This is a genomic window from Actinomyces bowdenii, from assembly GCF_017592395.1.
In the GTDB taxonomy this organism is placed as follows: Bacteria; Actinomycetota; Actinomycetes; order Actinomycetales; family Actinomycetaceae; genus Actinomyces; species Actinomyces bowdenii.
In genome coordinates, this window is the sequence record NZ_JAGFOU010000036.1 from 1 (window position 1) to 25,314 (window position 25,314).

22 protein-coding genes are annotated in these 25,314 nt (G+C 71.5%); 9 read left to right on the forward strand and 13 right to left on the reverse strand.

The window, feature by feature from the left end; genetic code table 11:
• The 8 genes from argF to J5X07_RS12370 all read left to right on the forward strand — a co-directional run.
• Positions 1 to 994: ornithine carbamoyltransferase (argF, locus tag J5X07_RS12335; RefSeq protein ID WP_243896838.1), on the forward strand; the 994-nt coding region annotated here is incomplete at its 5' end.
• Between the two features lie 5 nt (positions 995 to 999).
• Entirely contained in the window at positions 1,000 to 1,911 is a 912-nt protein-coding gene (arcC, locus tag J5X07_RS12340; protein WP_208479998.1) for a carbamate kinase, read from the forward strand.
• 209 nt (positions 1,912 to 2,120) lie between these two features.
• The gene (locus tag J5X07_RS12345; RefSeq protein WP_124934413.1) at positions 2,121 to 3,248 is read left to right on the forward strand and encodes a serine/threonine protein kinase; all 1,128 of its coding nucleotides are present in this window, start codon (positions 2,121 to 2,123) and stop codon (positions 3,246 to 3,248) included.
• A gap of 181 nt (positions 3,249 to 3,429) precedes the next feature.
• Positions 3,430 to 4,494 (forward strand): DMT family transporter, encoded by a 1,065-nt coding sequence (locus J5X07_RS12350; protein WP_243896839.1) that lies wholly within the window; start codon positions 3,430 to 3,432, stop codon positions 4,492 to 4,494.
• A 35-nt stretch (positions 4,495 to 4,529) separates the two neighbouring features.
• Positions 4,530 to 5,294 (forward strand): creatininase, encoded by a 765-nt coding sequence (locus J5X07_RS12355; RefSeq protein ID WP_124934412.1) that lies wholly within the window; start codon positions 4,530 to 4,532, stop codon positions 5,292 to 5,294.
• Positions 5,295 to 5,456: 162 nt separating this feature from the next.
• Positions 5,457 to 6,497, forward strand: a complete 1,041-nt coding sequence (locus J5X07_RS12360) for a DMT family transporter (protein ID WP_243896840.1) — start codon at positions 5,457 to 5,459, stop codon at positions 6,495 to 6,497.
• A 296-nt stretch (positions 6,498 to 6,793) separates the two neighbouring features.
• On the forward strand, positions 6,794 to 8,176 hold the full coding sequence (locus tag J5X07_RS12365; RefSeq protein ID WP_124934411.1) for an MFS transporter: 1,383 nt from the start codon (positions 6,794 to 6,796) through the stop codon (positions 8,174 to 8,176).
• Positions 8,177 to 8,273: 97 nt separating this feature from the next.
• Positions 8,274 to 8,987 (forward strand): TetR/AcrR family transcriptional regulator, encoded by a 714-nt coding sequence (locus tag J5X07_RS12370; protein WP_124934410.1) that lies wholly within the window; start codon positions 8,274 to 8,276, stop codon positions 8,985 to 8,987.
• A 68-nt stretch (positions 8,988 to 9,055) separates the two neighbouring features.
• Here J5X07_RS12370 and J5X07_RS12375 read toward each other — a convergent pair whose 3' ends face one another.
• The 12 genes from J5X07_RS12375 to pyrR all read right to left on the reverse strand — a co-directional run bounded on the left by J5X07_RS12375 (position 9,056) and on the right by pyrR (position 24,034).
• Complete coding sequence (locus tag J5X07_RS12375; protein ID WP_208479999.1) at positions 9,056 to 11,170, reverse strand: primosomal protein N' family DNA-binding protein; 2,115 nt, start codon at positions 11,168 to 11,170, stop codon at positions 9,056 to 9,058.
• 17 nt (positions 11,171 to 11,187) lie between these two features.
• A complete protein-coding gene (metK, locus tag J5X07_RS12380) occupies positions 11,188 to 12,393 on the reverse strand; it encodes a methionine adenosyltransferase (RefSeq protein WP_124934408.1) in 1,206 nt (401 codons plus the stop codon).
• Between the two features lie 104 nt (positions 12,394 to 12,497).
• Positions 12,498 to 13,862 (reverse strand): bifunctional phosphopantothenoylcysteine decarboxylase/phosphopantothenate--cysteine ligase CoaBC, encoded by a 1,365-nt coding sequence (gene coaBC / locus J5X07_RS12385; RefSeq protein WP_208480000.1) that lies wholly within the window; start codon positions 13,860 to 13,862, stop codon positions 12,498 to 12,500.
• 35 nt (positions 13,863 to 13,897) lie between these two features.
• The gene (gene rpoZ / locus J5X07_RS12390; protein ID WP_124934406.1) at positions 13,898 to 14,293 is read right to left on the reverse strand and encodes a DNA-directed RNA polymerase subunit omega; all 396 of its coding nucleotides are present in this window, start codon (positions 14,291 to 14,293) and stop codon (positions 13,898 to 13,900) included.
• A 45-nt stretch (positions 14,294 to 14,338) separates the two neighbouring features.
• Complete coding sequence (gene gmk, locus J5X07_RS12395; protein WP_208480001.1) at positions 14,339 to 14,938, reverse strand: guanylate kinase; 600 nt, start codon at positions 14,936 to 14,938, stop codon at positions 14,339 to 14,341.
• 142 nt (positions 14,939 to 15,080) lie between these two features.
• Positions 15,081 to 15,392 (reverse strand): integration host factor, actinobacterial type, encoded by a 312-nt coding sequence (gene mihF / locus J5X07_RS12400; RefSeq protein WP_124934404.1) that lies wholly within the window; start codon positions 15,390 to 15,392, stop codon positions 15,081 to 15,083.
• 147 nt (positions 15,393 to 15,539) lie between these two features.
• Positions 15,540 to 16,472, reverse strand: a complete 933-nt coding sequence (gene pyrF / locus J5X07_RS12405; protein ID WP_208480002.1) for an orotidine-5'-phosphate decarboxylase — start codon at positions 16,470 to 16,472, stop codon at positions 15,540 to 15,542.
• Positions 16,469 to 19,816: a carbamoyl-phosphate synthase large subunit gene (carB, locus tag J5X07_RS12410; RefSeq protein ID WP_208480003.1), complete on the reverse strand. Its 3,348-nt coding sequence runs from the start codon at positions 19,814 to 19,816 to the stop codon at positions 16,469 to 16,471. Before carB ends, pyrF begins: the two co-directional genes overlap by 4 nt.
• A gap of 1 nt (position 19,817) precedes the next feature.
• On the reverse strand, positions 19,818 to 21,092 hold the full coding sequence (gene carA / locus J5X07_RS12415; RefSeq protein ID WP_208480004.1) for a glutamine-hydrolyzing carbamoyl-phosphate synthase small subunit: 1,275 nt from the start codon (positions 21,090 to 21,092) through the stop codon (positions 19,818 to 19,820).
• Position 21,093: 1 nt separating this feature from the next.
• Complete coding sequence (locus J5X07_RS12420; RefSeq protein WP_208480005.1) at positions 21,094 to 22,431, reverse strand: dihydroorotase; 1,338 nt, start codon at positions 22,429 to 22,431, stop codon at positions 21,094 to 21,096.
• Positions 22,428 to 23,417, reverse strand: a complete 990-nt coding sequence (locus J5X07_RS12425; protein ID WP_208480006.1) for an aspartate carbamoyltransferase catalytic subunit — start codon at positions 23,415 to 23,417, stop codon at positions 22,428 to 22,430. Before J5X07_RS12425 ends, J5X07_RS12420 begins: the two co-directional genes overlap by 4 nt.
• The gene (gene pyrR, locus J5X07_RS12430) at positions 23,414 to 24,034 is read right to left on the reverse strand and encodes a bifunctional pyr operon transcriptional regulator/uracil phosphoribosyltransferase PyrR (RefSeq protein ID WP_208480007.1); all 621 of its coding nucleotides are present in this window, start codon (positions 24,032 to 24,034) and stop codon (positions 23,414 to 23,416) included. The genes J5X07_RS12425 and pyrR overlap by 4 nt, the downstream gene beginning before the upstream one ends.
• Positions 24,035 to 24,295: 261 nt before the next feature.
• On the opposite strand from pyrR, the gene J5X07_RS12435 reads away from it, so the two are divergent.
• The gene (locus J5X07_RS12435) at positions 24,296 to 25,186 is read left to right on the forward strand and encodes an SDR family oxidoreductase (RefSeq protein ID WP_208480008.1); all 891 of its coding nucleotides are present in this window, start codon (positions 24,296 to 24,298) and stop codon (positions 25,184 to 25,186) included.
• On the opposite strand, the gene J5X07_RS12440 is transcribed toward J5X07_RS12435, so the two are convergent.
• On the reverse strand, positions 25,183 to 25,314 hold a 132-nt coding region (locus J5X07_RS12440), incomplete at its 5' end, for an integrase core domain-containing protein (protein WP_208480011.1). The genes J5X07_RS12435 and J5X07_RS12440 overlap by 4 nt on opposite strands.

Genomic DNA, 25,314 nt, shown 5'->3' on the forward strand with positions numbered 1-25,314 from the left:
TGGCCGTAGTTTTCTTAAGGAGTTGGATTTCTCTGCTCAGGAGTGGGGTGGTCTGCTTGAGCTGGCGGCTGAGTTGAAGGCTGCGAAGAAGGAGGGGCGTGAGGTTCGTCGTTTGGAGGGGAAGAACATCGCGTTGATCTTTGAGAAGACCTCGACGCGCACGCGGTGCTCGTTCGAGGTGGCGGCTTATGATCAGGGGGCGCGGGTGACGTATCTGGATCCCTCGGGCTCTCAGATGGGTCATAAGGAGTCGGTGGCTGATACCGCGCGGGTGCTGGGGCGGTTCTACGACGGGATCGAGTTCCGCGGCAAGGAGCAGGCCCATGTCGAGCAGCTGGCCGAGCTGTCGGGGGTGCCGGTGTGGAACGGGCTGACCGATGAGTGGCATCCCACTCAGATGCTGGCTGATCAGCTCACGATGCTGGAGCATGCCGGGGGCAGGGCGATCGAGGAGATCTCGTTCGCGTATCTGGGTGATGCGCGCAACAATGTGGCCAACTCCCTGCTGATCGCGGGGGCGCTGATGGGCATGGATGTGCGCATGGTGGCTCCCCGCCAGCTGCAGACCAGTGCGGAGGTGGTCGAGCAGGCCCAGCGCCTGGCCCAGGGCAGTGGGGCGCGGATCATGGTCACTGATGATGTGGCTGCCGGTGTGGCGGGGGTGGACTTCCTGTACACCGATGTGTGGGTCTCCATGGGTGAGCCCAAGGAGGTCTGGGACGAGCGCATCGCGCTGCTGCGGCCCTACCAGGTCAACGCCGAGATGCTCAAGGCCACGGGCAACGCGGGGGTCAAGTTCCTGCACTGCCTGCCGGCCTTCCACGACCGGGCCACCACGGTGGGCCAGGACATCTACGACAAGACCGGGATGGACGGGCTGGAGGTCACCGACGAGGTCTTCGAGTCCGAGGCCAACGTGGCCTTCGACCAGGCCGAGAACCGCATGCACACCATCAAGGCCGTCATGGTCGCCACCCTCGGAGACTGGGACTGAGAGATATGAGGATCGTTGTCGCACTCGGAGGGAACGCCCTTCTCAAGCGCGGGGAGAAGCCCGACGCCACCACGCAGATCGCCAATGTCGAGCTCGCCGCGGCCCAGCTCGCCAGGCTCGCCGAGGAGCACGAGCTGGTCATCACCCACGGCAACGGCCCCCAGGTGGGGGTGCTGGCCCTGGAGTCGGCCAATGACGAGCGCCTGTCCGAGCCCTACCCCTTCGACACCCTGGGCGCCGAGACGCAGGGCATGATCGGGTACTGGCTGCTGCAGGCGATGCAGAACGCCCTGCCGGGCCGCCAGGTCGCCGCCATGGTCAACCAGACCCTGGTCGACGCCGATGACCCGGCCTTCCAGAACCCCACCAAGTTCGTGGGCGAGGTCTACTCCAAGGAGGAGGCCGAGCGCCTGGCGAAGGAGCGGGGCTGGAGCGTCAAGGCCGATGGCCAGTACTACCGGCGTGTCGTCGGCTCCCCCCAGCCCCAGGGTGTGGTCGAGACCGATGTGATCCGCACCCTGGTCGACAACGGGACCGTCGTGGTGTGCGCGGGCGGGGGCGGCGTGCCCGTCGTCCGCACCGATGGGAGGCTCCAGGGCGTCGAGGCCGTCATCGACAAGGACCTCACCGCCTCGGTCCTGGCCCAGGCCCTGAAGGCGGACGCCCTGTTCATCCTCACCGATGTCGACGGCGTCTACAAGGACTTCGGCACCGAGGACCAGGAGCAGGTGCCCCGGGCGACTCCCGAGGCCCTGCGCGGCATGGGCCTGCCCGCCGGCTCCATGGGGCCCAAGGTCGAGGCCGTGTGCCGCTTCGTGGAGAGCACGGGCAACATGGCGGCGATCGGCCGGCTCGAGGACGCCGTGTCCCTGGTGGAGGGCACGACCGGGACTATTGTGAATCCCGAGGGGAAGTGAACCGCGGCGGAGCGGGCCCCCGCCCGCCCCGCCTCCCCCTCGATCAGACCGACAACCGCGCCCACCGGGTGCCTCCCATTCGGGGCGGCGGCTAGAAGGAGGTGGTCAGCACAGGCAGGCGCATGCCGCCGTGCCTGATCCTTGACAACCACTCGTCCTATTCCCATCCACTCAATCAACCCCATCGAGCACAAGGGAGTGACTCACTGATGACGAAGATCGTCAACTCTTGGAATGACTTCGACCCGCTCAAGCACGTGATCGTCGGCCGCGCCGACTTCTCCGTGATCCCCCCGGAGGAGCCCGCCACCTCTGAGAAGGTGCCGATCGACTCCGAGATGCGCGGCATGTGGGGCCCGCGCCCCACGGCCACGGTCGAGGCCGCCAACGAGCAGCTGGACAACTACGCCAAGATCCTCGAGGGCCTGGGCATCAAGGTTGACCGGCCCACCCCGCTGCAGTGGAACCAGGCCATCACCACGCCCGACTTCCGCACCGAGTCCGGCTTCACCCAGATGCCTCCGCGAGACATCCTGCTGACCATCGGCTCGGAGATCATGGCCTCGGCCAACTCCTTCCGCTGCCGCTACTTCGAGTACCTGGCCTACTGGGACCTCATGGGCCAGTACTTCGATGAGGACCCGGAGTTCAAGTGGACCCAGGCCCCCCGCCCGCGTCTGACCGACAAGTCCTACAAGCACAACTACTACGACGAGAAGATCTCGCTGGAGGAGCGCCTGGAGCGCACCGCGGCCAAGGACTTCGTGACCACCGAGGTCGAGCCCATGTGGGACGCCGCGGACGTCATGCGCGTGGGCAAGGACCTGTTCATCCAGCACGGCCTGACCACCAACCGCAAGGCCATGGAGTGGTTCAAGCGCTACTACCCCGACCTTCGCGTGCACGCCGTGAACTTCCCCGGCGACCCCTACCCGATTCACATCGACGCGACCTTCGTGCCGCTGCGTCCCGGGCTGATCATCAACAACCCGCACCGTCGTCTGCCCGAGGAGCAGCGCAAGATCTTCGAGGCCAATGACTGGCAGATCGTCGACGCGGCTCAGCCGGCTCACGACACCCCGCCCCCGCTGTGCTACTCCTCGGTGTGGCTGTCCATGAACTGCCTGGTCATCGACCACAAGACCGTCTGCGTCGAGGCCAGCGAGGTCCACCAGATGGAGCAGATGGACAAGCTGGGCATGAATGTCATCCCGGTTCCGTTCCGCGACGCCTACGCCTTCGGCGGCGGCCTGCACTGCGCGACCGCGGATGTCTACCGCGAGGGGACCTGCGAGGACTACTTCCCCAACCAGGTCGAGGACCCCACCCTGGTCTGACCCTCACTGCCGGCCGGGGGCGGCCCGTCGCGGCCGCCCCCGGGCCACCGGCCCGTCGTGCAGCACGCCCCACCTCCCCGGTCGGCCTCATCCCTGCCCGTTCACCCATTCTCTTCCACCACCGGCAAGCACACGGAAATCCACGGCACCACGATGGTGCACAACCGCAAAGGAGCGGACGTTGGACTCATCGGGTCACCTCAAGCTCAAGGGCTTCGGGTTCATGTTCCTGTCGTCGAGCCTCATGGGCGGTATCGGCGCATTCGCACGCTACATCAATGCTCCGGGCGACTTCATCGCCTTCTGCCGCAGCTTCAGCGGCATCATCGGCATGTCGCTCTTCTTCCTCGCCGTAGGGGGATTCGCCAAGCTCAGGGCGACCAGATTCACGCCCTCGATCTTCTTCTCGGGCATGTTCCTGGGCCTGCTGTCCTCCCTCTACGTCATCTCCACCCAGTACACCACGCTGGCGAACGCCTCCTTCCTCATCTACACCGGCCCGATCTACTCCACGGTCCTGGCCACGATCTTCCTGCGCGAGCCCTTCAAGCCGGTGATGATCGCCTCCCTGGTGGCTGTGCTGGCGGGCACACTCCTCATCGTGCAGATCGTCTCGGAGAACGGGTTCGGGCTCGACCTGGATGCCAAGTACCTCTTCGGCAACATCATCGCCCTGCTCTCCGGCGTGGCCTACGGCCTCTACCTCTTCGTCTCGCGCTACCGCACGGACTGCGACTCCAATATCCGGGCCTGGTACAACTTCCTGTTCGCCGTGTGCACCATCGGCGTCATGCTGGCGATGCGCTGGTCCAAGCTCGAGTACGTCGTGCGCGATGAGGTCAACGGCGTCCCCACGGCCCGGATCGACGAGACCGGCAGCATCGTGACGATGCCGTGGAGCATCTCCGGGATGGATGGGCGCTCCTGGATCGTGCTGGTCGCCGCCGCCCTCATCACCGGATTCGGCGCCTTCTACTTCCTCACCGTCGCCAGCAGGATCCTGCTGGCCGGGGAGCTGGCCACGATCTCCTATCAGGAGACCATCATGGCCTCCCTGCTGGGCTTCTTCCTGTTCCACGAGCACCTCACCGGCCTGCAGATGCTCGGCGGCGTGCTCATCATCGGGGGCGGGATCTCGCAGGTCTACTTCTCCACCCGGGCCGATCAGCCCTCACGGGCCGCCCAGGGGCCGCGGGCCGAGGCCTCCCCCGGCTCTGCGCAGCCGCAGCCCGTGGACGCGACCTGAGAATCGACCACCTCTAGGGCAACAGGAGTGCAGACATGACCCAGGAACGCAATATCACCCGCATCGACGCCTTCACCTACCGGGAGATCCTGAGCCGGGACCCGATCATCCTCATCCCGGTGGGCTCCATCGAGCAGCACGGCCCCCACATGCCCCTGGGGGTGGACACGCTCCTATCGACGACGATGGCCGAGCTGACCGCCGAGAGCATCGGCGCCTACGTGGGACCCACAGTCTCCACCGGGTACAAGTCGCAGCAGCGCTCCGGCGGGGGCAACCACATCATCGGCTCCTTCGGCTTCGACGCCGAGACGGTCATCGGCGTGTGCCGGACCCTGGTGCGCGAGCTGTGGCGCCATGGCGCGCGCCGCATCGTGTTCATCAACGGGCACTACGAGAACTACCAGTTCATCTACGAGGGGGTCGACCTGGCCCTGCGCGACCTGGCGGGCAGGCAGGACCCCCCGCGCGTGATGATGGTGTCCTACTGGGACTTCGTCACCGACGAGGTCATCGCCGAGCTCTACCCCGACGGCTTCCCCGGCTGGGACGTCGAGCACGGAGGGGTCATGGAGACCTCGCTCATGCTCCGGCACTTCCCCGACCTGGTGCGCATGGATCGGGTCATGGACCTGCCCGCCGCCGAGCTGCCGGCCTACGACCTGCTCCCGGTGGATGCCTCGCTCACGCCGGAGTCGGGATGCCTGTCCTCCGCCCAGGCATCCACTGAGGCCAAGGGCCGGATCCTCACCGACTCCGTGGTCGAGGAGATGGGCCGGGCGATCCTCGAGCGCTTCTGACTGCTGCTGCCCGGGCCCATGGCCGGGCAGCAGCCACCAGGCCGGTTGCGGCCGGCCATGGATACCACCCTCGCCGGTGCCGCGTCCGCCCCGGGCACGGCACTGCCGATCCCCTGCGCCCATCGGGCGCCCCACCACCCCTGTCAATGAAAAGAGACGACGATGACCAGACCCACCCGAGCACCCTCCGCCACCGATGCTGCCGGCTCCTCCGGCGCGGTGATGAACAAGAAGCTCGGCTTCACCGCCATGCTCCTGTCCGCCACCGGCATGGGCTTCGTGGGGACCTTCGGACGGCTGTCCACACCCCTGAAGGACGACGGATCGCGCTACATCATCGGCGACTTCCTCGCCTTCGGCCGCATGACCTTCGGCGTCATCGGGTTCCTGGTCATCCTCCTGCTGGTCAAGAAGCTGCCCAAGCTGCGCAGCACGAGGCTGTCCTTCGCGATCATCGCCGGGGGCCTGTCCATCGGCGCCTCCCTGGCCCTCTACGTGTCATCGACCCTCATGACCACGATCGCCAACGCCGTCTTCCTCATCTACACCGGCCCCCTGGTCTCCGCCGTCCTGGCCAGGATCTTCCTCAAGGAGAGGATCTCCCTGCGCAACGGCTTCTTCCTCATGCTGGTGTTCATCGGCATGCTCATGACCATCGGGCTGATCAACTACACCCCCGAGACCGGCCTGACCATCGGCCTGGAACTGGGCTCCGACCCGGCCTTCCCCAACAAGGCCCTGGGCGACCTGTTCGGCCTGGGCTCGGGGGTCTTCTACGGCCTGGCGCTGTTCTTCTACCGCTACCGCGGCGACGTCGACTCCGAGGTCCGCGGCTTCTGGAACTTCCTGTTCGGCGCCATCGGCGCCCTCATCGTCATGGTCTGCCGCATCACCTGGCTCGACTCCACCAACCCCGTGGAGGTGATGGCCCCGAGCAACTGGGCCTGGGCGATCGGGATGTTCCTCTTCTGCGGCTTCTTCGCCATCGGCTTCCTCGTGGTGGCCGGCAAGCACCTGCCGGCTGTGGAGCTCTCGACCGTCTCCTACTGGGAGTGCGTCGTCGCCCTCCTGCTCGGCCTGCTGCTGTGGAGCGAGCCGATGACCCTCATCGGCGCCATCGGCGGCGTGCTCATCCTGGGGGGCGGGCTGCTGCCCATCGTCCTGGAGCTCGTGGTCCGCAAGCCCCAGGGTGCCGCCGCCTGAGCCCCTCCGGCGAGCCGCTTGCGCTGTCCGCCCGCTGCCCCGCCCCGGGCAGCGGGCGGGCAGTGGGGCGCGCCCATCCCTGATGATGTCGGGTGCAGCCCGCAGGATCCGTAGGATGTGAGGATCAGGGACTGACGTATCAGCCTCATTGAGGATAGTATTGTGGACATCACACAATAGCCGACCCCGATGTCTTCAGTAAGTCGACAATCCATCACCGATCACGAGCTGATCGACCACCGACCGACCGCTGCCTCCCACGCCTGGCCGGCAGAGCAACTGAGAGCAGATCCATCATGACCCCCACCGCACGCAGTGATTCCGCGTCCCCGGAACTCTCGCCCGAGTACTTCGCCGCGCTGAACAAGGCCGCCAAGGCCAGTTTCATCGGCAACTTCATCGAGTGGTTCGACTACGCCTCCTACGGCTACCTCGCCATCGTCATCGGGCACGTCTTCTTCCCCGCCGGGGATACCACGACCCAGTTGATGAACACCTACGCCATCTTCGCCGTGTCCTTCATCCTGCGGCCCATCGGCGCCGTGGTCTGGGGCGCCTGGGGCGATCGGAAGGGGCGGCGCTGGGCCCTGTCGTGGTCGATCCTGCTCATGTCCGGCTCGACCTTCCTCATCGGCCTGCTCCCGGGCTACGCGTCGATCGGTGTGGCCGCGGCCCTCGGCCTGCTGGTGCTGCGGATGGTCCAGGGCTTCTCGGCCTCCGGCGAGTACGCCGGGGCCGGGACCTTCCTGGCGGAGTACGCACCGGCCGCCAAGCGCGGGATGTACACCAGCCTGGTGCCCGCATCCACCGCGGCGGGACTGCTGGCCGGTTCCCTCATGGTCTCGGGCATGTTCATCGTGCTCGACGACGCCGCCATGCAGAGCTGGGGCTGGCGGATCCCCTTCCTGCTCGCCGGCCCCCTGGGCCTCATCGGCCGCTACATCCGGGTCCACCTGGAGGACTCCCCGGTCTACCAGGAGATGGTCCAGGATCTGGATCAGGACCAGAAGCAGGCCAGCTCCATCGAGCCGCTGCTCGAGCTCCTGCGATCCCACAAGCGCGAGGTGCTCATCACCTTCGGGGTCTCCTGCCTCAACGCCGTGGCCTTCTACATGCTGCTGAGCTACATGCCCACCTATGTCCATGAGGAGCTGGGCTTCAGCGCGGACACGGCCACCCTGGCCACCTCCATCATGCTGGCGGTCTACATCGCGGCGATCTTCGTCATGGGGCACCTGTCCGACCTCTTCGGCCGGCGCCGGATGCTCATCGGCGCATGCGTGGCCTTCATCGTCCTGACCATCCCCCTGTTCTACGTCATGACGCAAGCCGCGGGCATGCTCATCGCGGTCATCGCCTGCCAGATCGTCTTCGCGCTCATCCTCACCGCCAATGACGGGACGCTGGCCACCTTCCTGGCCGAGTCCTTCCCCACCGAGGTGCGCTACTCCGGGTTCGCCCTGTCCTTCAACGGCGCCAACGCGCTCCTGGGCGGGACGACCCCCTACATCGTCACCTGGCTCATCAAGGTCACCGGCTCCCCGCTGGCACCCGCGGTCTACCTCACCGTGGTCTCGGTCATCGCGATGGTGGCCATTCTCATGTCGCGGGTCATCCACGGCTCGGAGCTGACCAGCAGCGCCGCGGCTGCGGCGCCCGGGGCGCGAGAGGGAGTGTAGGGATCCTCGGCGCGGCAGCGGTGCCGCTGATCCGGCCGCCCGGGCACGCGCCCGGATCAGCCGGCCCTGCTGCCTCCACCGGCATACCATGGCTGTCATGTCCGAGAACAGACCGGGGGCCGATGCGCCCTCCGCCTCCAGCCGCGGCGGAACGGACTCCAGTATCACCTCCAGGGGATCGGACAGGCGTCAGGGGATCATCGAGGCCGCCGCCTCGATCATCCGCGAGGCGGGCCCCGGTGCGGTCAGCCACCGAAGCGTGGCCAAGCGCGCCGAGTGCTCGCTGTCGGCGACGACGTACTACTTCAGCGGGCTCGATGACCTCCTCCACCAGGCGGGGCTGCTCAATATCGGGCTGTGGGCCTCCCGGGCCGAGAAGGTCGCCGACCACGTCGAAACCCTCACCGCCCTGCCGCCGCTGCCCGAGCGCGTCGGCTTCCTGCTCCAGGCCACGCTGCCCGCCCAGGGCCCCTACATGGGCCACTACCTCCAGCTCATCGCCGCTGGCACCTCCGCCCCGGTGGAGCAGGCCTACCGGGAGGGCCGTCAGCGCCTCAACGCCGCGGTCTCCCGGGTCCTGCGGCACCTGGGCTCCTCCCTGGAGCCCGAGATGGTCATCGCCGTCGTCGACGGCGCGGCGGTGACCGCCCTGAGCGAGGGGCGCGACGTGCGCGTCACGGCCACCGACTACCTCACGCTGCTGGTGTCGGCGGCCTCGGGAGCCGCGGGCGACTCCCTCCACGGGGCCCCCGCGGGGCCGCCCTCACCGGTGCCGCGCCCGCGCCCGGTGCGGCCCCTCAGCGGCCGATGAGCGGCCGATGAGCCCGTGCCGGGGCCCGATGGCCCTCCAGCGCCGGTCGATGGCGGCGCGCTGGGCGCTCACCACAGGAAGGCCGGGTCGAGCTCGATGCGCACCGCCTCATCGCGCCTGACCGAGCGCTCACGGGTGGACAGGCGCAGCATCCGGGCGAGTTCCTCCCCCTGCTCCCAGGGGCAGCGCACGAGGGCCCGGGACATCGGCACTGCCGGCGCCTCCCGCTCCCGGTCGGCCTGCGGCGCGGTCACCGGCGCCACTGCCACGGGCCCCAGGGTCTCGTAGCCCTTCTGCCGGGCGTGGGCCAGCAGGGCCTCGACCGCGCGCGGCGGCCCATCGAGGCGGGCCGCCCGCCAGGCCGGCGGCAGGTGGAGCTCCTCGCGCTCCCCCAGCTCCTGCCGGGCGAAGCCGGCGTGGTCCCAGCGCACGAGTGCCTGGGAGGTCCTGAGGTCCGGGGATCCCAGCAGCAGGACCGTCCCGCCGGGGGCGCACAGCACTGCGGCATTGGTCCAGCAGCGCAGCGCCTCGCCGGTGGCCCCCAGCTCCGGGCGCGCCGAGAGCGCCCCGCCGTCGAGGAGCAGCACCGCGCCGTAGCCGCCCTCGGCCACGGGCTCGGCCCCGGGGGTGGCCACGACCAGCCGGGGCGAGGCATCCACGGTGCTCAGCACCCCGTGGCCCTCGCGGGCCCCGGAGACGACGACCGGCGTGTTGGGGAAGGCCCGCCCCAGCTCCTCGCCGGTGCGCGCCGAGCCCACGCGCACCATGCGCAGAGCCGTGGCCCCGCAGTTCGGGCAGGACCAGGAGGCTGCGGGCCGGGCGCACCAGCGGCAGCCGGTGCGCCCCTGCGCGGTCATGGCCAGGGGCCCCGAGCAGTGGGCGCAGTGGGCGGCACGCCGGCAGGACTGGCAGGCGACCACTGGGGCGTAGCCGCTGCGCGGCACCTGGATGAGGGCCGGACCCGCGGCCAGGGCGCGGTGCAGGAGCCGGTGGGCCAGGGAGGGGATGCGGGCGCCGCCCGAGGCCCCCTCGGCGTCGAGCTCGGGCGCGCCGGGGACGATCACCCGCGGCACGGTGGCGCGCCGCAGGTCCCTGGGGGCCACGAGATCCTGGCACCAGCCCCGCTCCACCAGGCACTGGGCCTCCACTGACCGGCTGTGGCCGGCCAGGATGAGGCCGGCCCCCTCCAGGGAGGAGCGCAGCTCCAGGACGGTGCGGGCGTGCAGGTAGGGGGCGTGGCGCTCATCGAGGCGGTGGTCGCCGTCATCCCAGATGACGGCCAGGCCCAGCCGGTGCACGGGGGCGAAGGCGGCGGCCCGGGTGCCGACCACCACGCGCGCCCGCCCCAGGAGGAGCTTGAGGAAGGCGCGGTAGCGCCGGGCGGGACCGTGCTCGGCGGACAGGACCACGACGTCCTCCTCATCGAGCAGGCGCCGCATGGTGGCGGCCACCGCCTCGGCCCGGTCGGTGGTGGCCACGAGGACCACGGCGCCGCGCCCGGAGGCGAGGCTGGCCTGGACCGCCACCGCCACGCATCGGATCCAGGAGGCGCTGACCCCCTCCACGGGTGGCAGGGCGCACCAGGCGGCGCGCGGTGAGCCTCCCCGGGCCAGGTCGGCGAGCAGCTCGGAGCCCCCCTCGTAGGCCTCCCAGGTGCCCTCGGCCGAGGGCCGCCGCCAGGTGGGCAGGGCCGCCGGGGGCTGGTGGCGCATGGAGTCCTCGGTGGTGGCGTGCCGTGGGGGCACGGCCAGGCGGGCCGCGTCGGCGCGCGTCCCGGCGCCGCGGGCGGCCACAGCCTCGATGAGCCGGCGGCTGGCATCGGGCAGGACGGGCAGGTCCGAGACGACGCGGCGCACCGGGGCCAGGGGGCCCAGGTGGCTGGTCGTCGTCGCGCGCGACCAGATCCAGCCCCGCATCTCCTGCCCGCCGAAGCGCACGATGACGCGGGTCCCGGGCTGGGCGGCCCGGTCGATCTCGGGTGTCAGGGCGTAGTCGAAGGCGCGGTCCAGGTGCGGGACCACCGTGTCCAGGACGACCCGGGCCACGGGCCGCTCGACCCCGGGCACCCTGACCTGCCGCTGGGCTGCCGGCGGGGTGGCGAGCAGCACGCCCTGCTCACCCGCGCCGGCCATTGGCGGCGGGGCTGAGGAGGACGCGCCGCGCACCCCGGTGCTGTGGCCCATGGCGGCCTCCTCCTCGGTCACAGGGCTGCGAGCAGTGCCTCAGCGCGATCGGTGGCCTCCCAGGTGAATCCGGGTCGGCCGAAGTGGCCGTAGACGCTGGTGTCCCGGTAGATCGGCCGCAGCAGGTCCAGGTCCCGCACGATGGCGGCCGGCCGCAGGTCGAAGACCTGCTCCACCGCCGCCGTGATTCGGCTGACGGGCACAGTCTCGGTGCCGAAGGTCTCCACGTACAAGCCGACGGGCCGCGCTGAGCCGATGGCGTAGGCCACCTGGATCTCGCACCGGCGCGCCAGGCCCGCGGCCACGACGTTCTTGGCCACCCAGCGCATGGCGTAGGAGGCCGAGCGGTCCACCTTGGAGGGGTCCTTGCCGGAGAAGGCGCCGCCCCCATGGCGGGCCATCCCGCCGTAGGTGTCGACGATGATCTTGCGGCCCGTCAGGCCCGCGTCCCCCACCGGCCCGCCGATGACGAACTGCCCGGAGGGGTTGACCAGGATCTGGGTGTCCCTGGAGTCGAGCTCCAGGCCCTGCTCCGCCTGGGCCTGGAGCACCGGGTGGATGACGGCCCTGGTCACGGCCTGGGTGAGCCACTCGCGGTCGCGGTCCTGGTCGTGCTGGGTGGAGATGACGACGGTGGCCAGGCTCACGGGGCGGTCGCCGTCGTAGCCGATCGTCACCTGGGTCTTGCCGTCGGGGCGCAGGCCCTCGAGGATCCCCTGCTTGCGCACCTGGGCCAGGCGCTCGGCCAGGCGGTGGGCCAGGTGGATGGGGGCGGGCATGAGGGCGGCGGTCTCATCGCAGGCGTAGCCGAACATGAGCCCCTGGTCCCCGGCGCCCTGGAGGTCGAGGGGGTCGATCGCCCCGGAGTCCTCGCGGGCCTCCAGGGCCTTGTCCACGCCCGCGGCGATATCCGGGGACTGCTGGCCGATGGAGACCGAGACCCCGCAGGAGCGGGCGTCGAAGCACACCTCGGAGGAGTTGTAGCCGATCCTGGAGATCTGCGAGCGCACGATCTCGGGGATCTCGACATAGGCGCGCTCGGTGGTCACCTCCCCGGCCACATGCACCAGACCGGTGGTCACCATGGTCTCCACGGCCACGCGCGCCGTGGGGTCCTGCTCGAGGATCGCATCGAGGATCGCATCCGAGACCCGATCGCAGATCTTGTCCGGGTGCCCTTCAGTGACCGACTCGGAGGTGAACAGGCGCAACGAGGAACTCACCGGGCCATGGTAACCACCCCGGCCCTGCGCGGACACAGGCCTCGCGCACCGCGGGGCGGGTGCAGTATGACACGGTCGGACACCGCTGGCCGTCGGCCCGGCGCTCAGCCCTCCGGGGCCGGGCCCTTCCCGGCAAGCGGCCGCGGGCCCGGCCCCCCGGCGGCGTCCAGGCGCTGGGCGAGCAGGCCGATGAGGGCGTGGGCCACCTGCTCCTTGCTGCCCTGGGCGCGGGCGACCTCCTGGCCGTGGCGGTCCAGGACGATCACGCTGTTGGGCACGTCCCCGAAGCCCAGGTGCTCCCCCACGGCGTTGACGGCCAGCAGGTCGGCGCCCTTGCGGCGGGCCTTGGCGGCCCCGTGGTCCAGGACGCCGCCCTGGTCATCCCCGGTCTCCGCGGCGAAGCCCATGAGGAGCTGGCCGGCGCGGGGCGGGCGGGCGACCAGGCCCGCCAGGATGTCGGGGTTCTCCACCAGCTCGATGGGCGCGGGGGCCGGGCCGCCCACCGCGCCGGGATCCGCCTGGGCGCGGGCGGGCTTCTTGATCTTGGCGCCCGCCACGTGGGCGGGCCGGTAGTCGGCGACGGCGGCGGCCATGATGACGGCGTCGGCCCGGCCGCTGGCGCGGCGCACCGCCGCCTCCATCTCCACGGCGGTGGACACCGCCAGGATCTCCACCCCGGCGGGCAGGGCGTCCAGGAGCGACTGGTCCACATGGGCCTGCACCAGGGTGACCCGGGCCCCCAGCCCGGCGGCGGCGGCGGCCAGGGCGCATCCCTGGCGGCCCGAGGATCTGTTGCCCAGGAAGCGCACGGGGTCGATGGGCTCGCGGGTGCCCCCGGCGGAGATGACCAGGTGGCGCCCGCGCAGGGCCTGCCGGGGTGGCGCCGCCGCGGAATCGGCCCCGGCAGGGGCGAGCAGGGCGAGTGCCCGCTCCACGATGCGCTCGGGCTCGGGCAGTCGGCCCACGCCCGAGTCGGCGCCGGTCAGCCGCCCCGCCTCCGGGTCGATGATGCTCAGGCCGCGGGAGCGCAGCACCGCGACATTGTCCCGCGTGGCGGGGTTGAGCCACATCTGGGTGTGCATGGCGGGGGCCAGGAGGACGGGCGCCCGGGTGGCCAGGACGGTGGCCGTCAGCAGGTCGTCAGCCCTGCCTGCGCGCAGGCGGGCCAGGAGATCGGCTGAGGCGGGGGCGATGAGGACCAGCTCGGCCCACTCGGCCACGGCGACGTGCTCGACGGCGGCCGGGTCGTCGAAGACCCCGGTGGAGATCGGCCGGCCACTGACGGCGGCCAGGGCGGGGGCGCCGATGAAGAGCAGGGCCGCCTGGGTGGCCACGACCTTGACCTCATGGCCGGCCTCGCGCAGGAGGCGGATGATGAAGGGGGCCTTGTAGGCGGCGATGGAGCCCGAGACGCCGACGACGACGCGCGACCCGGCGGGACCGGACGGGCGCTCAGGGGCCGCTGCCATGGTCGTGCCGGGGTCCGGGATATCCAGGGATGGGCTCAGAACTGGATGTCATCCAGGCTGGTGGCGGCCTCGCCCTCCAGGGCGATGGGGGTGTCGAGGTCGATGTCGGAGAACATGTCCTCCTCGGCGGCGCGGCGGGCGGCCTCGGCCTCGGCGCGGCGGGCGCGGGCCACGTCCCCGGGGATGACCTCCAGCTTGTCCTCGGCGATCTCGCGCAGGGCGATGCCCAGGGACTTCTCCTCCAGGTCGGTCTCCACCAGCGGGCCGAAGAACTCGAGCTGGTTGTCCTCGAGCTGCTGGGTGTAGGCGTTGATCTGGCGAGCGCGCTTGGCCGCCTCCACCACGAGCCCGTACTTGGAGTCCACCTTCTCCAGGAGCTCGTCGATGGGCGGGTTGGTGATGCCCTCGGGCTGAGGGGAGGTTCCGAGCATGTATGGCACTCCGGTTCTGTCACGTCGATGCTGCGTCGGGCCAGTCTAGCCGGTCAGGCCCATGAGCGACTCCAGCTCATCCGTGGCACGTGCCACGGTGTCATTGGTGATGATGTGGTCGAACTCCGCGGCGGCGTCGAGCTCGACCCGGGCCGTGGCCAGGCGCCGCTCCCGCTCCCGGCTGTCCTCGGTGCCGCGCCCCTCCAGGCGGGCCACGAGCTCCTCCCAGCTCGGCGGGGCGATGAAGACCATCTGCGCCTGGGGCATGGCCCGGCGCACCTGGCGGGCCCCGTCCAGGTCGATCTCCAGCAGCGCGGGGCGCCCCGAGGCGAGCCGGGCCTCCACCGGCCCCCGGGGGGTGCCGTAGCGGTGGGTGCCGTGGACGGTGGCCCACTCCAGCATCTGGTCCCGGGCGATGAGCTCGTCGAAGGCCTCCTGGCTGACGAAGTGGTAGTGCACGCCGTCGGCCTCCGTGCTGCGCGGGGCGCGGGTGGTCGCCGAGATGGAGACGAACAGGTCCGGGTGGCGCCTGCGCAGCTCGGCGACGATGGTGCCCTTGCCCACCGCCGTGGGGCCCACCAGGACGGTCAGGCGCGCCGGTGGCCCGGCGCTCGGGGGGCCCGCTGCGGCGCCGTCGTTCTTCATGAGCACATGATGGACGATGGGGGCGCCGCGGGACAACGGCTCATGCGGCAGCGGCGCGGGCGCGCAAGCACCCGTTCCGGGAGCGAATGCCTCCTGCGATCCCGGAACGGGGCGTCGTGGGGCCAGGGGCGGGGCCGCGGGCTCAGCCGAAGCGGCTGACCAGCTCCGCCCTCTGGTTGGCGCCCAGCCCGCGCACGCGGCGGGACTCGGCGATGCGGACCTCGGTCAGGATGGTCTCAGCGGTGGTCGTGCCCACCCGGGGCAGCGACAGCAGGAGCGCCTTGACCTTCATCTTGGCCAGCACCTCCTCGCGGTCGGCGGCCTCGAAGAACTCGGAGAGCCTCATCCTGCCGCTCTTGAGCTCCGCCTTGACCTCAGCCCTGCGGAGCCGCGCGGCCGCGGCCTTCCTCAGTGCCTCGCTCCTCTGCTCGGGTGTCAGCGTAGGAAGCGCCATGAGTGTCCTCCTTCACCTCGTCGTCGGTGACACACAACACAAGGATAATTCCGATTGGTCGTTTATGCATCACCAACGGGGCTGGCGTTGGAGGAGATCTCCACGTCGCCCTCGTCAGGCACCCGGATCCGCCCCGGCGACGGCGCGCTAGGGCCGGGCCGGCCTGAGGGCCTGGGCCGCCTGGGCCGCGGCCTCGAGCGCGGCGCAGCGCAGTTGGTCGACCTGTGGCCCGGCACCCAGGACCGCCCGGGAGGTGGAGGCCAGGACCTGGGACCGGGCCGGGCCGAAGACCTCCTCCAGCTCGCGGGCGCCGGCGCCCTGGGCCCCGATCCCGGGTGCCAGCAGGGGCCCCGCGGCGGCCTGCAGGTCGATGCCCAGCTCGGTGATGGCCCGCCCCACGGTGGCCCCGATGACCAGTCCGACGCTGCCCAGCCCATCGCCCCGGGCACCGCCCTCCTGCCGGCCGGCGGCCGCCTCGGCGGCATTGGACGCGGCCACCCCCTCGACGATGCCGCGGGCGACCGCCAGCCCGTCCCGGCCCCGGGCGTGCTGGAGACCGGCGCCCTCCGGGTTGGAGGTCAGGGCCAGGACGAAGACGCCCCGCCGGTGGGCGGCCGCCAGCTCCAGGGCCGGGGCCAGGGAGCCGTAGCCCAGGTAGGGCGAGACGGTGATGGCGTCAGTGGCCAGGGGCGCGCCGGGAGCCAGGTAGGCCTGGGCGTAGCCGGCCATGGTCGAGCCGATGTCCCCGCGCTTGACATCCAGGATGCCCAGGGTGCCGCACTGCCGGAGCGCGGCCAGGACCTCCTCCAGCACGGCGATGCCCGCCGAGCCATGGCGCTCGAAGAAGGCCGACTGCGGCTTGACCGCGGCCACCCGCCCGCCCACGGCCTCCACCGTGCGCAGGGCGAAGTCCCGCAGGCCCGCGGGGGTGTCGGGCAGGCCCCAGGCGCGCAGGAGGCCCTGATGGGGATCGATGCCCACGCACAGGGGTCCATGGTCGTCCATGGCCGCGGCCAGTGCGGCCCCGAAGGCAGGCAGGGGCGCTGGGCCCGGGCGGGTCGATGGCGATTCGGATGTCATGGGCGGAGATCCTCGGTGGCGTGCTGACGGGTGGCCCGGCGCCCCTGGCGGGCGGCCAGGTGCTCCTGGAGACTGCGGGTGCGTCCTGGCGGCAGGGGCCGCAGGCCGGCCTCGATGGCCTGGACGGCGGCCTGGAGCTGCTGGACGGTGGTGATGATGGGCTTGTCGGCGCCGGTGGTGGCGGCTCGAATGAAGTAGCCGTCCACGCGCGCGCCCTGGCTGCGGGGGGTGTTGATGACCATGTCGACCATGCCGGACTCGATGAGGCCCACGATGGTCGCCTCGCCGTCGGCACCCACGCCCTGGCTGAGCTTGCGCACGGTGGTGGCCTCAATGCCGTGGCGGCGAAGGACCTGGGCGGTCCCGGAGGTGGCCAGGATGGTGAAGCCCAGCTCGGCCAGACGGGCCACCGGCAGGATGATGGACCGCTTATCGCGGTCGGCCACGGAGACGAACAGCACCCCCTCGGTGGGCAGGCCGCCATAGGCGCCGGCCTGGGACTTGGCGAAGGCGCGCGGGAAGTCGATGTCATAGCCCATGACCTCGCCGGTTGAGCGCATCTCGGGCCCCAGGAGGGTGTCGACGACGCTGCCCGCGCGGGTGCGGAAGCGCTTGAAGGGCAGGACCGCCTCCTTGACGGCGATGGGGTCAGCGGGGTCGATGAGGGCGGCGTCGTCATGGGGCAGGATGCCGCGACCGCGCAGCTCGGAGATGGAGGCCCCCGCCATGATGAGGGCCGCGGCCTTGGCCAGCGGAACGCCGGTGGCCTTGGACACGAAGGGCACCGTGCGCGAGGCGCGGGGGTTGGCCTCGATGACGTGGAGGACGTCGCCGGCCAGGGCGAACTGGATGTTGAGCAGGCCCCGCACACCCACCCCCCGGGCGATGGCCTCGGTGGACCGGCGGATGCGGGCGATCTGCTCCTGGGACAGGGTCATCGGCGGCAGCACGCAGGCCGAGTCCCCGGAGTGGATGCCGGCCTCCTCGATATGCTCCATCACCCCGCCCAGGAAGAGCTCCCGGCCGTCGTGGAGGGCATCGACATCGATCTCGATGGCATCATCGAGGAAGCGGTCGATGAGCAGGGGGCCCGAGGCGTAGGCGCCCCCGGGCTCGGCTCCGGCGCGCTGGAGGTAGTCGCTCAGGCCCTCAGCGCTGTAGATGATCTCCATGCCGCGCCCGCCCAGCACATAGCTGGGGCGCACGAGCACGGGCAGGCCGATGGAGTCGGCCACCTCATGGGCCTGGTCGTCGGTCATGGCGGTGCCGTGGGCGGGGGCCAGCAGCCCGGCGCGCTCCAGGACCAGGCCGAAAGCGGCCCGGTCCTCGGCGGCGTCGATGGCCTGGGGACTGGTGCCCAGGATCGGCACGCCGGCCTCCTCCAGGCGGGCGGCCAGGGACAGGGGCGTCTGCCCGCCGAGCTGGACGATGACGCCGGCCACGGGGCCGGCAGCCCGCTCGGCCTCGTAGACCTCCATGACGTCCTCGAAGGTCAGGGGCTCGAAGTAGAGGCGGTCGGAGGTGTCGTAGTCGGTGGAGACGGTCTCGGGGTTGCAGTTGACCATGACGGTCTCGTAGTCCCCGCTCAGGGCCATGGCCGCGTGCACGCAGGAGTAGTCGAACTCGATGCCCTGGCCGATGCGGTTGGGGCCCGAGCCCAGGATGATGACGGCGGGGCGCTCGCGGGCGGCCACCTCGGTCTCGGTGTCGTAGGTGGAGTAGAGGTAGGGGGTGCGGGCGGCGAACTCCGCGGCGCAGGTGTCCACGGTCTTGTAGACGGGGGCCAGGCCGTAGGCGCGCCGGATCTCGCGCACGGTGTCCTCCCCCAGGCCCCGGATGGCGCCGATCTGGCGGTCGGAGAAGCCGTGGCGCTTGGCTCGCTCCAGCAGCTGGGGGCCCAGGGCGCCGGCCCGGGCGATCTGCGAGGCGATCTCCTCCAGGAGCACCAGTTGATCGATGAACCAGGGGTCGATGCCGGTGGCGGCGTGGAGCTGGTCGATGGTGGCCCCGCCGCGGATGGCCTGCTGGACCTCCACCAGGCGGTTCTCGGTGGGGGTGGCGCAGCGGGCGATGAGCTCGGCGGTGCCCCGGGCGTCAGGGGCGGGCCCCTCCCAGTGGAGGCCGGATCCGGCCTTGTCGATGGAGCGCAGGGCCTTCTGGAGGGCCTCGGTGAAGGAGCGGCCGATGGCCATGGCCTCCCCCACGGACTTCATGGTGGTGGTCAGGGCGGGGTCGGCGCCGCGGAACTTCTCGAAGGCGAAGCGCGGGACCTTGACCACCACGTAGTCCAGGGCGGGCTCGAAGGAGGCGGGGGTGGAGCCGGTGATGTCGTTGGGGATCTCCGAGAGGGTGTATCCCACGGCGAGCCGGGCGGCGATCTTGGCGATGGGGAAGCCGGTGGCCTTGGAGGCCAGGGCGGAGGAGCGCGAGACCCTGGGGTTCATCTCGATGACGATGATGCGCCCGCTGGCGGGGTCCACGGCGAACTGGACGTTGCAGCCCCCGGTGTCGACCCCGACCTGGCGGATGACGGCCATGCCGATGTCCCGCAGGCGCTGGAGCTCGCGGTCGGTGAGGGTGAGGGCCGGGGCGACGGTGATGGAATCACCGGTGTGCACCCCCACGGGGTCGATGTTCTCGATGGAGCACACCACGACGACGTTGTCGTCCGTGTCGCGCATGAGCTCGAGCTCGTACTCCTTCCAGCCCAGGATGGACTCCTCCAGGAGGACCTCGGTGGTGCGGGAGGCCGCCAGGCCGGCCCCGGCGATGCGCACCAGATCCTCCTCGTCGTGGGCCACGCCGCTGCCCAGGCCGCCCATGGTGAAGGAGGGGCGCACGACCACCGGGTAGCCGCCGAGCCGGCGCACGCCGGCGCGGCACTCCTCCAGGGTGTGGGCGATGGTGCTGCGGGCCACCTCGGCCCCGCAGCGCTCGACCACGGCCTTGAAGGCCTCGCGGTCCTCCCCGGCGGTGATGGCCTGGGCGCTGGCCCCGATGAGCTCGACGCCGTAACGCTCGAGCACCCCCTCCTCCACCAGGGCCATCGCGGCGTTGAGGGCGGTCTGGCCGCCCAGCGTGGGCAGGACGGCATCGGGACGCTCGCGCTCGATGATGGCGGTGATGGCCTCGGTGGTGATGGGCTCGATGTAGGTCGCGTCGGCCAGCTCGGGGTCGGTCATGATGGTGGCGGGGTTGGAGTTGACCAGGATGACCCGGATCCCCTCCTCGCGCAGCACCCGGCAGGCCTGGGTGCCCGAGTAGTCGAACTCGCAGGCCTGGCCGATGACGATGGGCCCGGAGCCGATGACCAGGACGGAGGCGATGTCCTGACGCAGGGGCATGTCAGCTGTCTCCTTGGAGGGATGCGGGCTGGGGCCCGTCCTGGAGGGGGCCCGCCGGGTGCTCGCGGTGATCGAGCATGAGGTGGATGAAGCGGTCGAAGAGGTGCTCGCCGTCGTGGGGCCCGGCAGCGGCCTCAGGGTGGTACTGCACGGAGAAGGCGGGCAGGTCCAGGGCTCGCAGCCCCTCGACGACGCCGTCGTTGAGCCCCAGGTGGGAGACCTCCACGCGCCCGTAGCGGCCATTGCCGTAGGGCGCCAGGGAGGGCTCATCGATGGGGGCGTCCACGGCGAAGCCGTGGTTGTGGGCGGTGATCTCCACCCGGCCGGTGGCCCGGTCCAGGACGGGCTGGTTGACGCCGCGGTGCCCGTAGTCGAGCTTGTAGGTGCCGTAGCCCAGGGCCCGGCCCAGGATCTGGTTGCCCAGGCAGATGCCGAAGAAGGGGATCCCGGCGTCCAGGATCCCGCGGAGCAGCTCGACCTCGGCATGGGCCGCGCCCGGGTCGCCCGGGCCGTTGGAGAAGAACACGCCGTCGGGGTGGAGGGCGAGGATCTCGGGCAGGGTGGTGGACTGGGGCAGGATGTGGACGCGCGCGCCCCGCTCGGCGAGCTGCCAGGGGGTGCGGGCCTTGATGCCCAGGTCGACCGCGGCGACGACGGCCACCGGCCGGGCCCCGGCGTGGCGCCCGCTGGGCTCGACGACGTAGCCCCGCTCGGTGGTGACCTCCGCTGCCAGGGCCTGGCCGCTCATCGCCGGGGCGGCGCGCACGGCCTCCAGGCAGATGTCGATGGCCGTCTGAGCGGGGCCGGAGGGATCCTCGGCCCCGGCGGGCAGTGCCTCGCCGGAGAAGATGCCGGCGCGCATGGCGCCGGCCTGGCGCAGGTGGCGGGTCAGGGCCCGGGTGTCGAGCTCGCAGGCGCCCACGATCCCGCAGTGGACCAGCTCATCCTCCAGCTCGCGGCGCGAGCGCCAGCTGGAGGCCCGGCGCGCCGGGTCGCGCACGACGAATCCGGCCACCCAGATGCGCTCGGACTCGGGGTCCTCATCGTTGACGCCGGTGTTGCCGATGTGCGGCGCAGTCATGACAACGATCTGGCGGTGGTAGGAGGGGTCGGTCAGAGTCTCCTGGTAGCCGGTCATCGCGGTGTTGAAGACGATCTCGCCCACGGTCCGACCGGTGGCGCCGTAGGCGCGGCCGCGCAGGGCGTAGCCGTCCTCCAGGACGAGGAGGGCGGTGGGCCTGTGCGCGGCCGCGCCACCGGTGCTGTGCGGGCCCATGTCAGGCCTGAGTCCCCTCATCGCGCCCGGCCTCGTGGCCGCGCTCCACGGGCGCGCCCTGAAGGACGGTGGGACGCCCGTGGAGGAAGGTGGCCTTGACCTGGCCGGGCAGCTCCATGCCCGCGTAGGGGGTGTTGGTGGAGCGGGTCCACTGGGCGGCGCCGTCGACGGTGCGGCGCACCTCGGGGTCGAGCACCGTGAGGTTCGCGGGCGCGCCGACCTCGATGCCCCGGCCCTGGTCCTCCAGGCCGCCGATGCGCGCGGGCAGGTCGGACATGGCGCGCGCCAGGTCCCGCCAGCCCATGCGGCCGGGGGCCACCATGGTCTCGATGAGCACGCTCAGGGCGGTCTCCAGGCCGGTCATGCCGAAGGCCCCGGCGGCCCACTCGCAGTCCTTGTCCTCCACCGGGTGGGGGGCGTGGTCGGTGCCCACGACGTCGATGGTGCCATCGGCCAGGGCCTCGCGCAGGGCCTCGACGTCCCGGGCGGTGCGCAGGGGCGGGTTGACCTTGTAAAGGGGCGAGTAGGTGCGGGCCAGCTCATCGGTGAGGATGAGGTGGTGGGGGGTGACCTCGGCGGTGACGTCGATGCCGCGGGACTTGGCCCAGCGGATGATCTCGACGCTGCCGGCGGTGGACACGTGGCACACGTGAAGACGGGAGCCGACGTGCTCGGCCAGGAGGACGTCGCGGGCGATGATCGACTCCTCGGCCACGGCGGGCCAGCCGCGCAGGCCCAGCTCGGCCGACAGGGCGCCCTCGTGCATCTGGGCGCCCTCGGTCAGGCGGGGGTCCTGGGCGTGCTGGGCGATGACGCCGCCCAGGCCCTTGACGTACTCCAGGGCGCGGCGCATGAGCACCGGGTCCCACACGCACTTGCCGTCGTCGGAGAAGACCCGCACCCGGGCCTCGGAGGCGGCCATGGCGCCCATCTCGGAGAGCTGCTCCCCGCGCAGGCCCGCGGAGACCGCGCCCACGGGGTGGACGTCGACCCAGCCGGCCTCGCGGCCCAGGCGCAGGACCTGCTCGACCACGCCGGCGTTGTCCTGGACGGGGTTGGTGTTGGCCATGGCGAAGACGGCCGTGTAGCCGCCGACGGCGGCCGCGCGGGTGCCGGTGGCCACGGTCTCGGCGCTCTCCCCGCCGGGCTCGCGCAGGTGGGTGTGGATGTCGACCAGGCCGGGCAGGGCGATGAGGCCGTCCAGGTCGTGGCGGGTGGCGTCCTCGGGGGCCTGGGCGGCCGCCTCGGGGCCGATCGCGGTGATGGTGCCGTCGGTGATGAGGATGTCGGTGGCGTCCTCGCCGTAGGGGCGCACGCCGGTCAGGAGGTGGGAGGTCACTGCTGGTTCCCTTCGTCGGCAAGGAGGAGGTAGAGGGCGGCCATGCGCACGGAGACCCCGTTGCCGACCTGTTCGATGATGCGCGAGCGCGGGTCGTCGGCCGCCTCGGCGGTGATCTCCAGGCCGCGGTTCATGGGGCCGGGGTGCATGACGATGGCGTGCTCGGGCATGGCCCGGCGCCGCAGGAGGTCCAGGCCGTAGGTGCGGGCGTACTCCGCGGGGCTGGGGAAGAATCCCCCGCCGACGGCGCTCATGCGCTCGCGCTGGACGCGCAGCATCATGACGGCGTCGGGCTGGATCTCGGCGATGGAGGCGTCCAGGTCGTAGGAGACGGCGCAGGGCCAGTTCTCCATGCCCACGGGCAGGAGGGTGGGCGGGGCCACGAGGGTGACCTCGGCGCCCAGGGTGGACAGCAGGTCCACGTTGGAGCGGGCCACGCGCGAGTGCAGGATGTCGCCCACGATGATGACCCGGGCCCCGGACAGGTCCCGGCCCCCGGGGGCGGGCGAGCCGTCGGAGCCCTCCCGGGTCAGCGGGTCGTACCAGCGGCGCAGGGTCATGGCGTCCAGGAGGGCCTGGGTGGGGTGCTGGTGGGTGCCGTCCCCGGCGTTGAGCACGGGGGCGTCGATCCACCCGGCGTGGGCCAGCAGGTGGGCGGCGCCGCTGGCGCTGTGGCGCACCACGACGGCGTCGGCCCCCATGGCCTGGAGGGTCTGGGCGGTGTCCTTGAGGGACTCGCCCTTGGACAGGGAGGAGCCCTTGGCCGAGAAGTTGATGACGTCGGCGCTCAGCCGCTTGGCGGCGGCCTCGAAGGACAGGCGGGTGCGGGTGGAGTCCTCGAAGAAGAGGTTGACCACGGTCTTGCCGCGCAGGGTGGGCAGCTTCTTGACGGACTGGCGCTGGGTGGCGGCCATGGCCTCGGCGGTGTCGAGGAGCATGACGGTCTCGTCGTGGCTCAGGTCCTTGGCGGAGAGCAGGTGCTTCATCGGGTGGCCTCCTGAGCGGGGCTGGCGGGGATGATCGTGACGGCGTCGTCGCCCGCGCCGAGCTCGGTCAGGGAGACCACGACCTTCTCGGAGCGGGAGGTGGGCAGGTTCTTGCCCACGTAGTCGGCGCGGATGGGCAGCTCGCGGTGGCCGCGGTCGACCAGGACGGCGAGCTGGACGGCGCGGGGGCGCCCGATGGCGCCCAGGGCGTCGAGGGCCGCGCGGATGGTGCGCCCGGAGTACAGGACGTCGTCGACCAGGATGACGACCTTGTTGTCGATGCCCTCCTCGGGGATGGAGGTGGGGCGGGGCACGCGGATGGGGTGGCGGCCCAGGTCGTCGCGGTACATGGTGATGTCCAGCGTGCCGCTGGGGATGGCCGGTGCGGCGGTGGCGCCCGGCTCCTTGGCCGCGGCGACGGCGAGGGCCTCGACCAGCCGCTGGGACAGTGGGACTCCCCCACTCGGGATGCCCAGGACGACCAGGTCCTCGCTCCCGTTGTTGCGCTCCAGGATCTCGTGGGCGATCCGGAACAGGGAGCGGGCGATCTCGGGTGGCCCGAGAATCCCCTTGCCCTGGGGTGATGCGCCTGGGGCGCCTGACGAACGTGCGGCCATGGTGGCCCCCTTCCCCGCCTCGCTGGACGGATTTAAAGGTTGTCGGTCGGGTGCCACTGTAATGCCCGAGGTCCTGGCCCGCGCCCGTTGCCCACGGTGTGGACGCCGGTTCGCACGGGGGATTGATCACATTGTTGTGGCAATGGATGAAGCGGAGGGGCCGGGGATGGTGGGGGTCTCCAGGGCGCGGGGCCCGGGCGGGGCTCGGGATGCGGCCGGCGCGCACTCGCCCGCGCTCATCACTATCGGTATACATGCCCCATGACAGACGTCGATGAGGCAGCCACGAGTCAGACGGCCACACCCACCCTGGCGATCACCGGTGCCACCGGGAGGGTCGGCGCCATGGTGGCCCGGGACCTGCGCGCCGCGGGCCTGGCGCCCAGGCTCCTGGTGCGCGACGCCTCCCGCGCCCCCGCCTGGGCCCAGGACGTCGCTGTCGCCGGTTACGGGGACGGCCGGGCCGCGCGCCGGGCGCTGGCCGGCATCGACCTGCTCCTCATGGTCTCCGCCACCGAGTCCGAGCACCGCCTGGAGGAGCACCGCACCTTCATCGGGGCGGCCGCCTCCGCCGGCGTGCGCCACGTCGTCTACACCTCCTTCCTGGGCGCCTCGCCCCAGGCCACCTTCACCCTCTCGCGCACCCACTGGCACACCGAGGCCGCGCTGCGCGAGTCCGGTATGGCCTTCACCTTCCTGCGCGACTCCTTCTACACCGACTTCCTCATCGAGGTCTCCGCCGACGGCGCCATCACCGGGCCCGCCGGGGAGGGCCGCGTGGCCACCGTGGCCAGGAGCGATGTCGCCGCCGCGGCCGCGGCAGTCCTGCGCGACCTGGCCGCGGGCGAGACCCGCCACGAGGGCGCCACCTACAACCTCACCGGCCCCCAGGCCCTGACCATGGCCGAGGCCGCGCGCATCATCACCGAGGTCACCGGCCGCCCCACCGTCTACCACCGGGAGACCGTCGAGGAGGCCTATGCCTCGCGCGCCCACTACGGCGCCCCCCGCTGGGAGGTCGATGCCTGGGTGAGCACCTACACCGCCATCGCCTCCGGCGAGCTGTCCACCGTCACCGACGACGTGGCCCGCCTCACCGGCCGCCCGCCCCTGTCCCTGGCCGACCTGCTGCGCTCGGGCCCCACGGCCTAGTTGTTCTTCCTCGTGAGGTTGTGAACGCGTTGTGAGGGGGTTTGGCCTGCGATGCCTGTGTGGGGTCGGTGGTGATTGTAGTGGTGGAGCCACTGGTCGTAGGCCTGTTCGCGTTCGGTCTCGCTGGT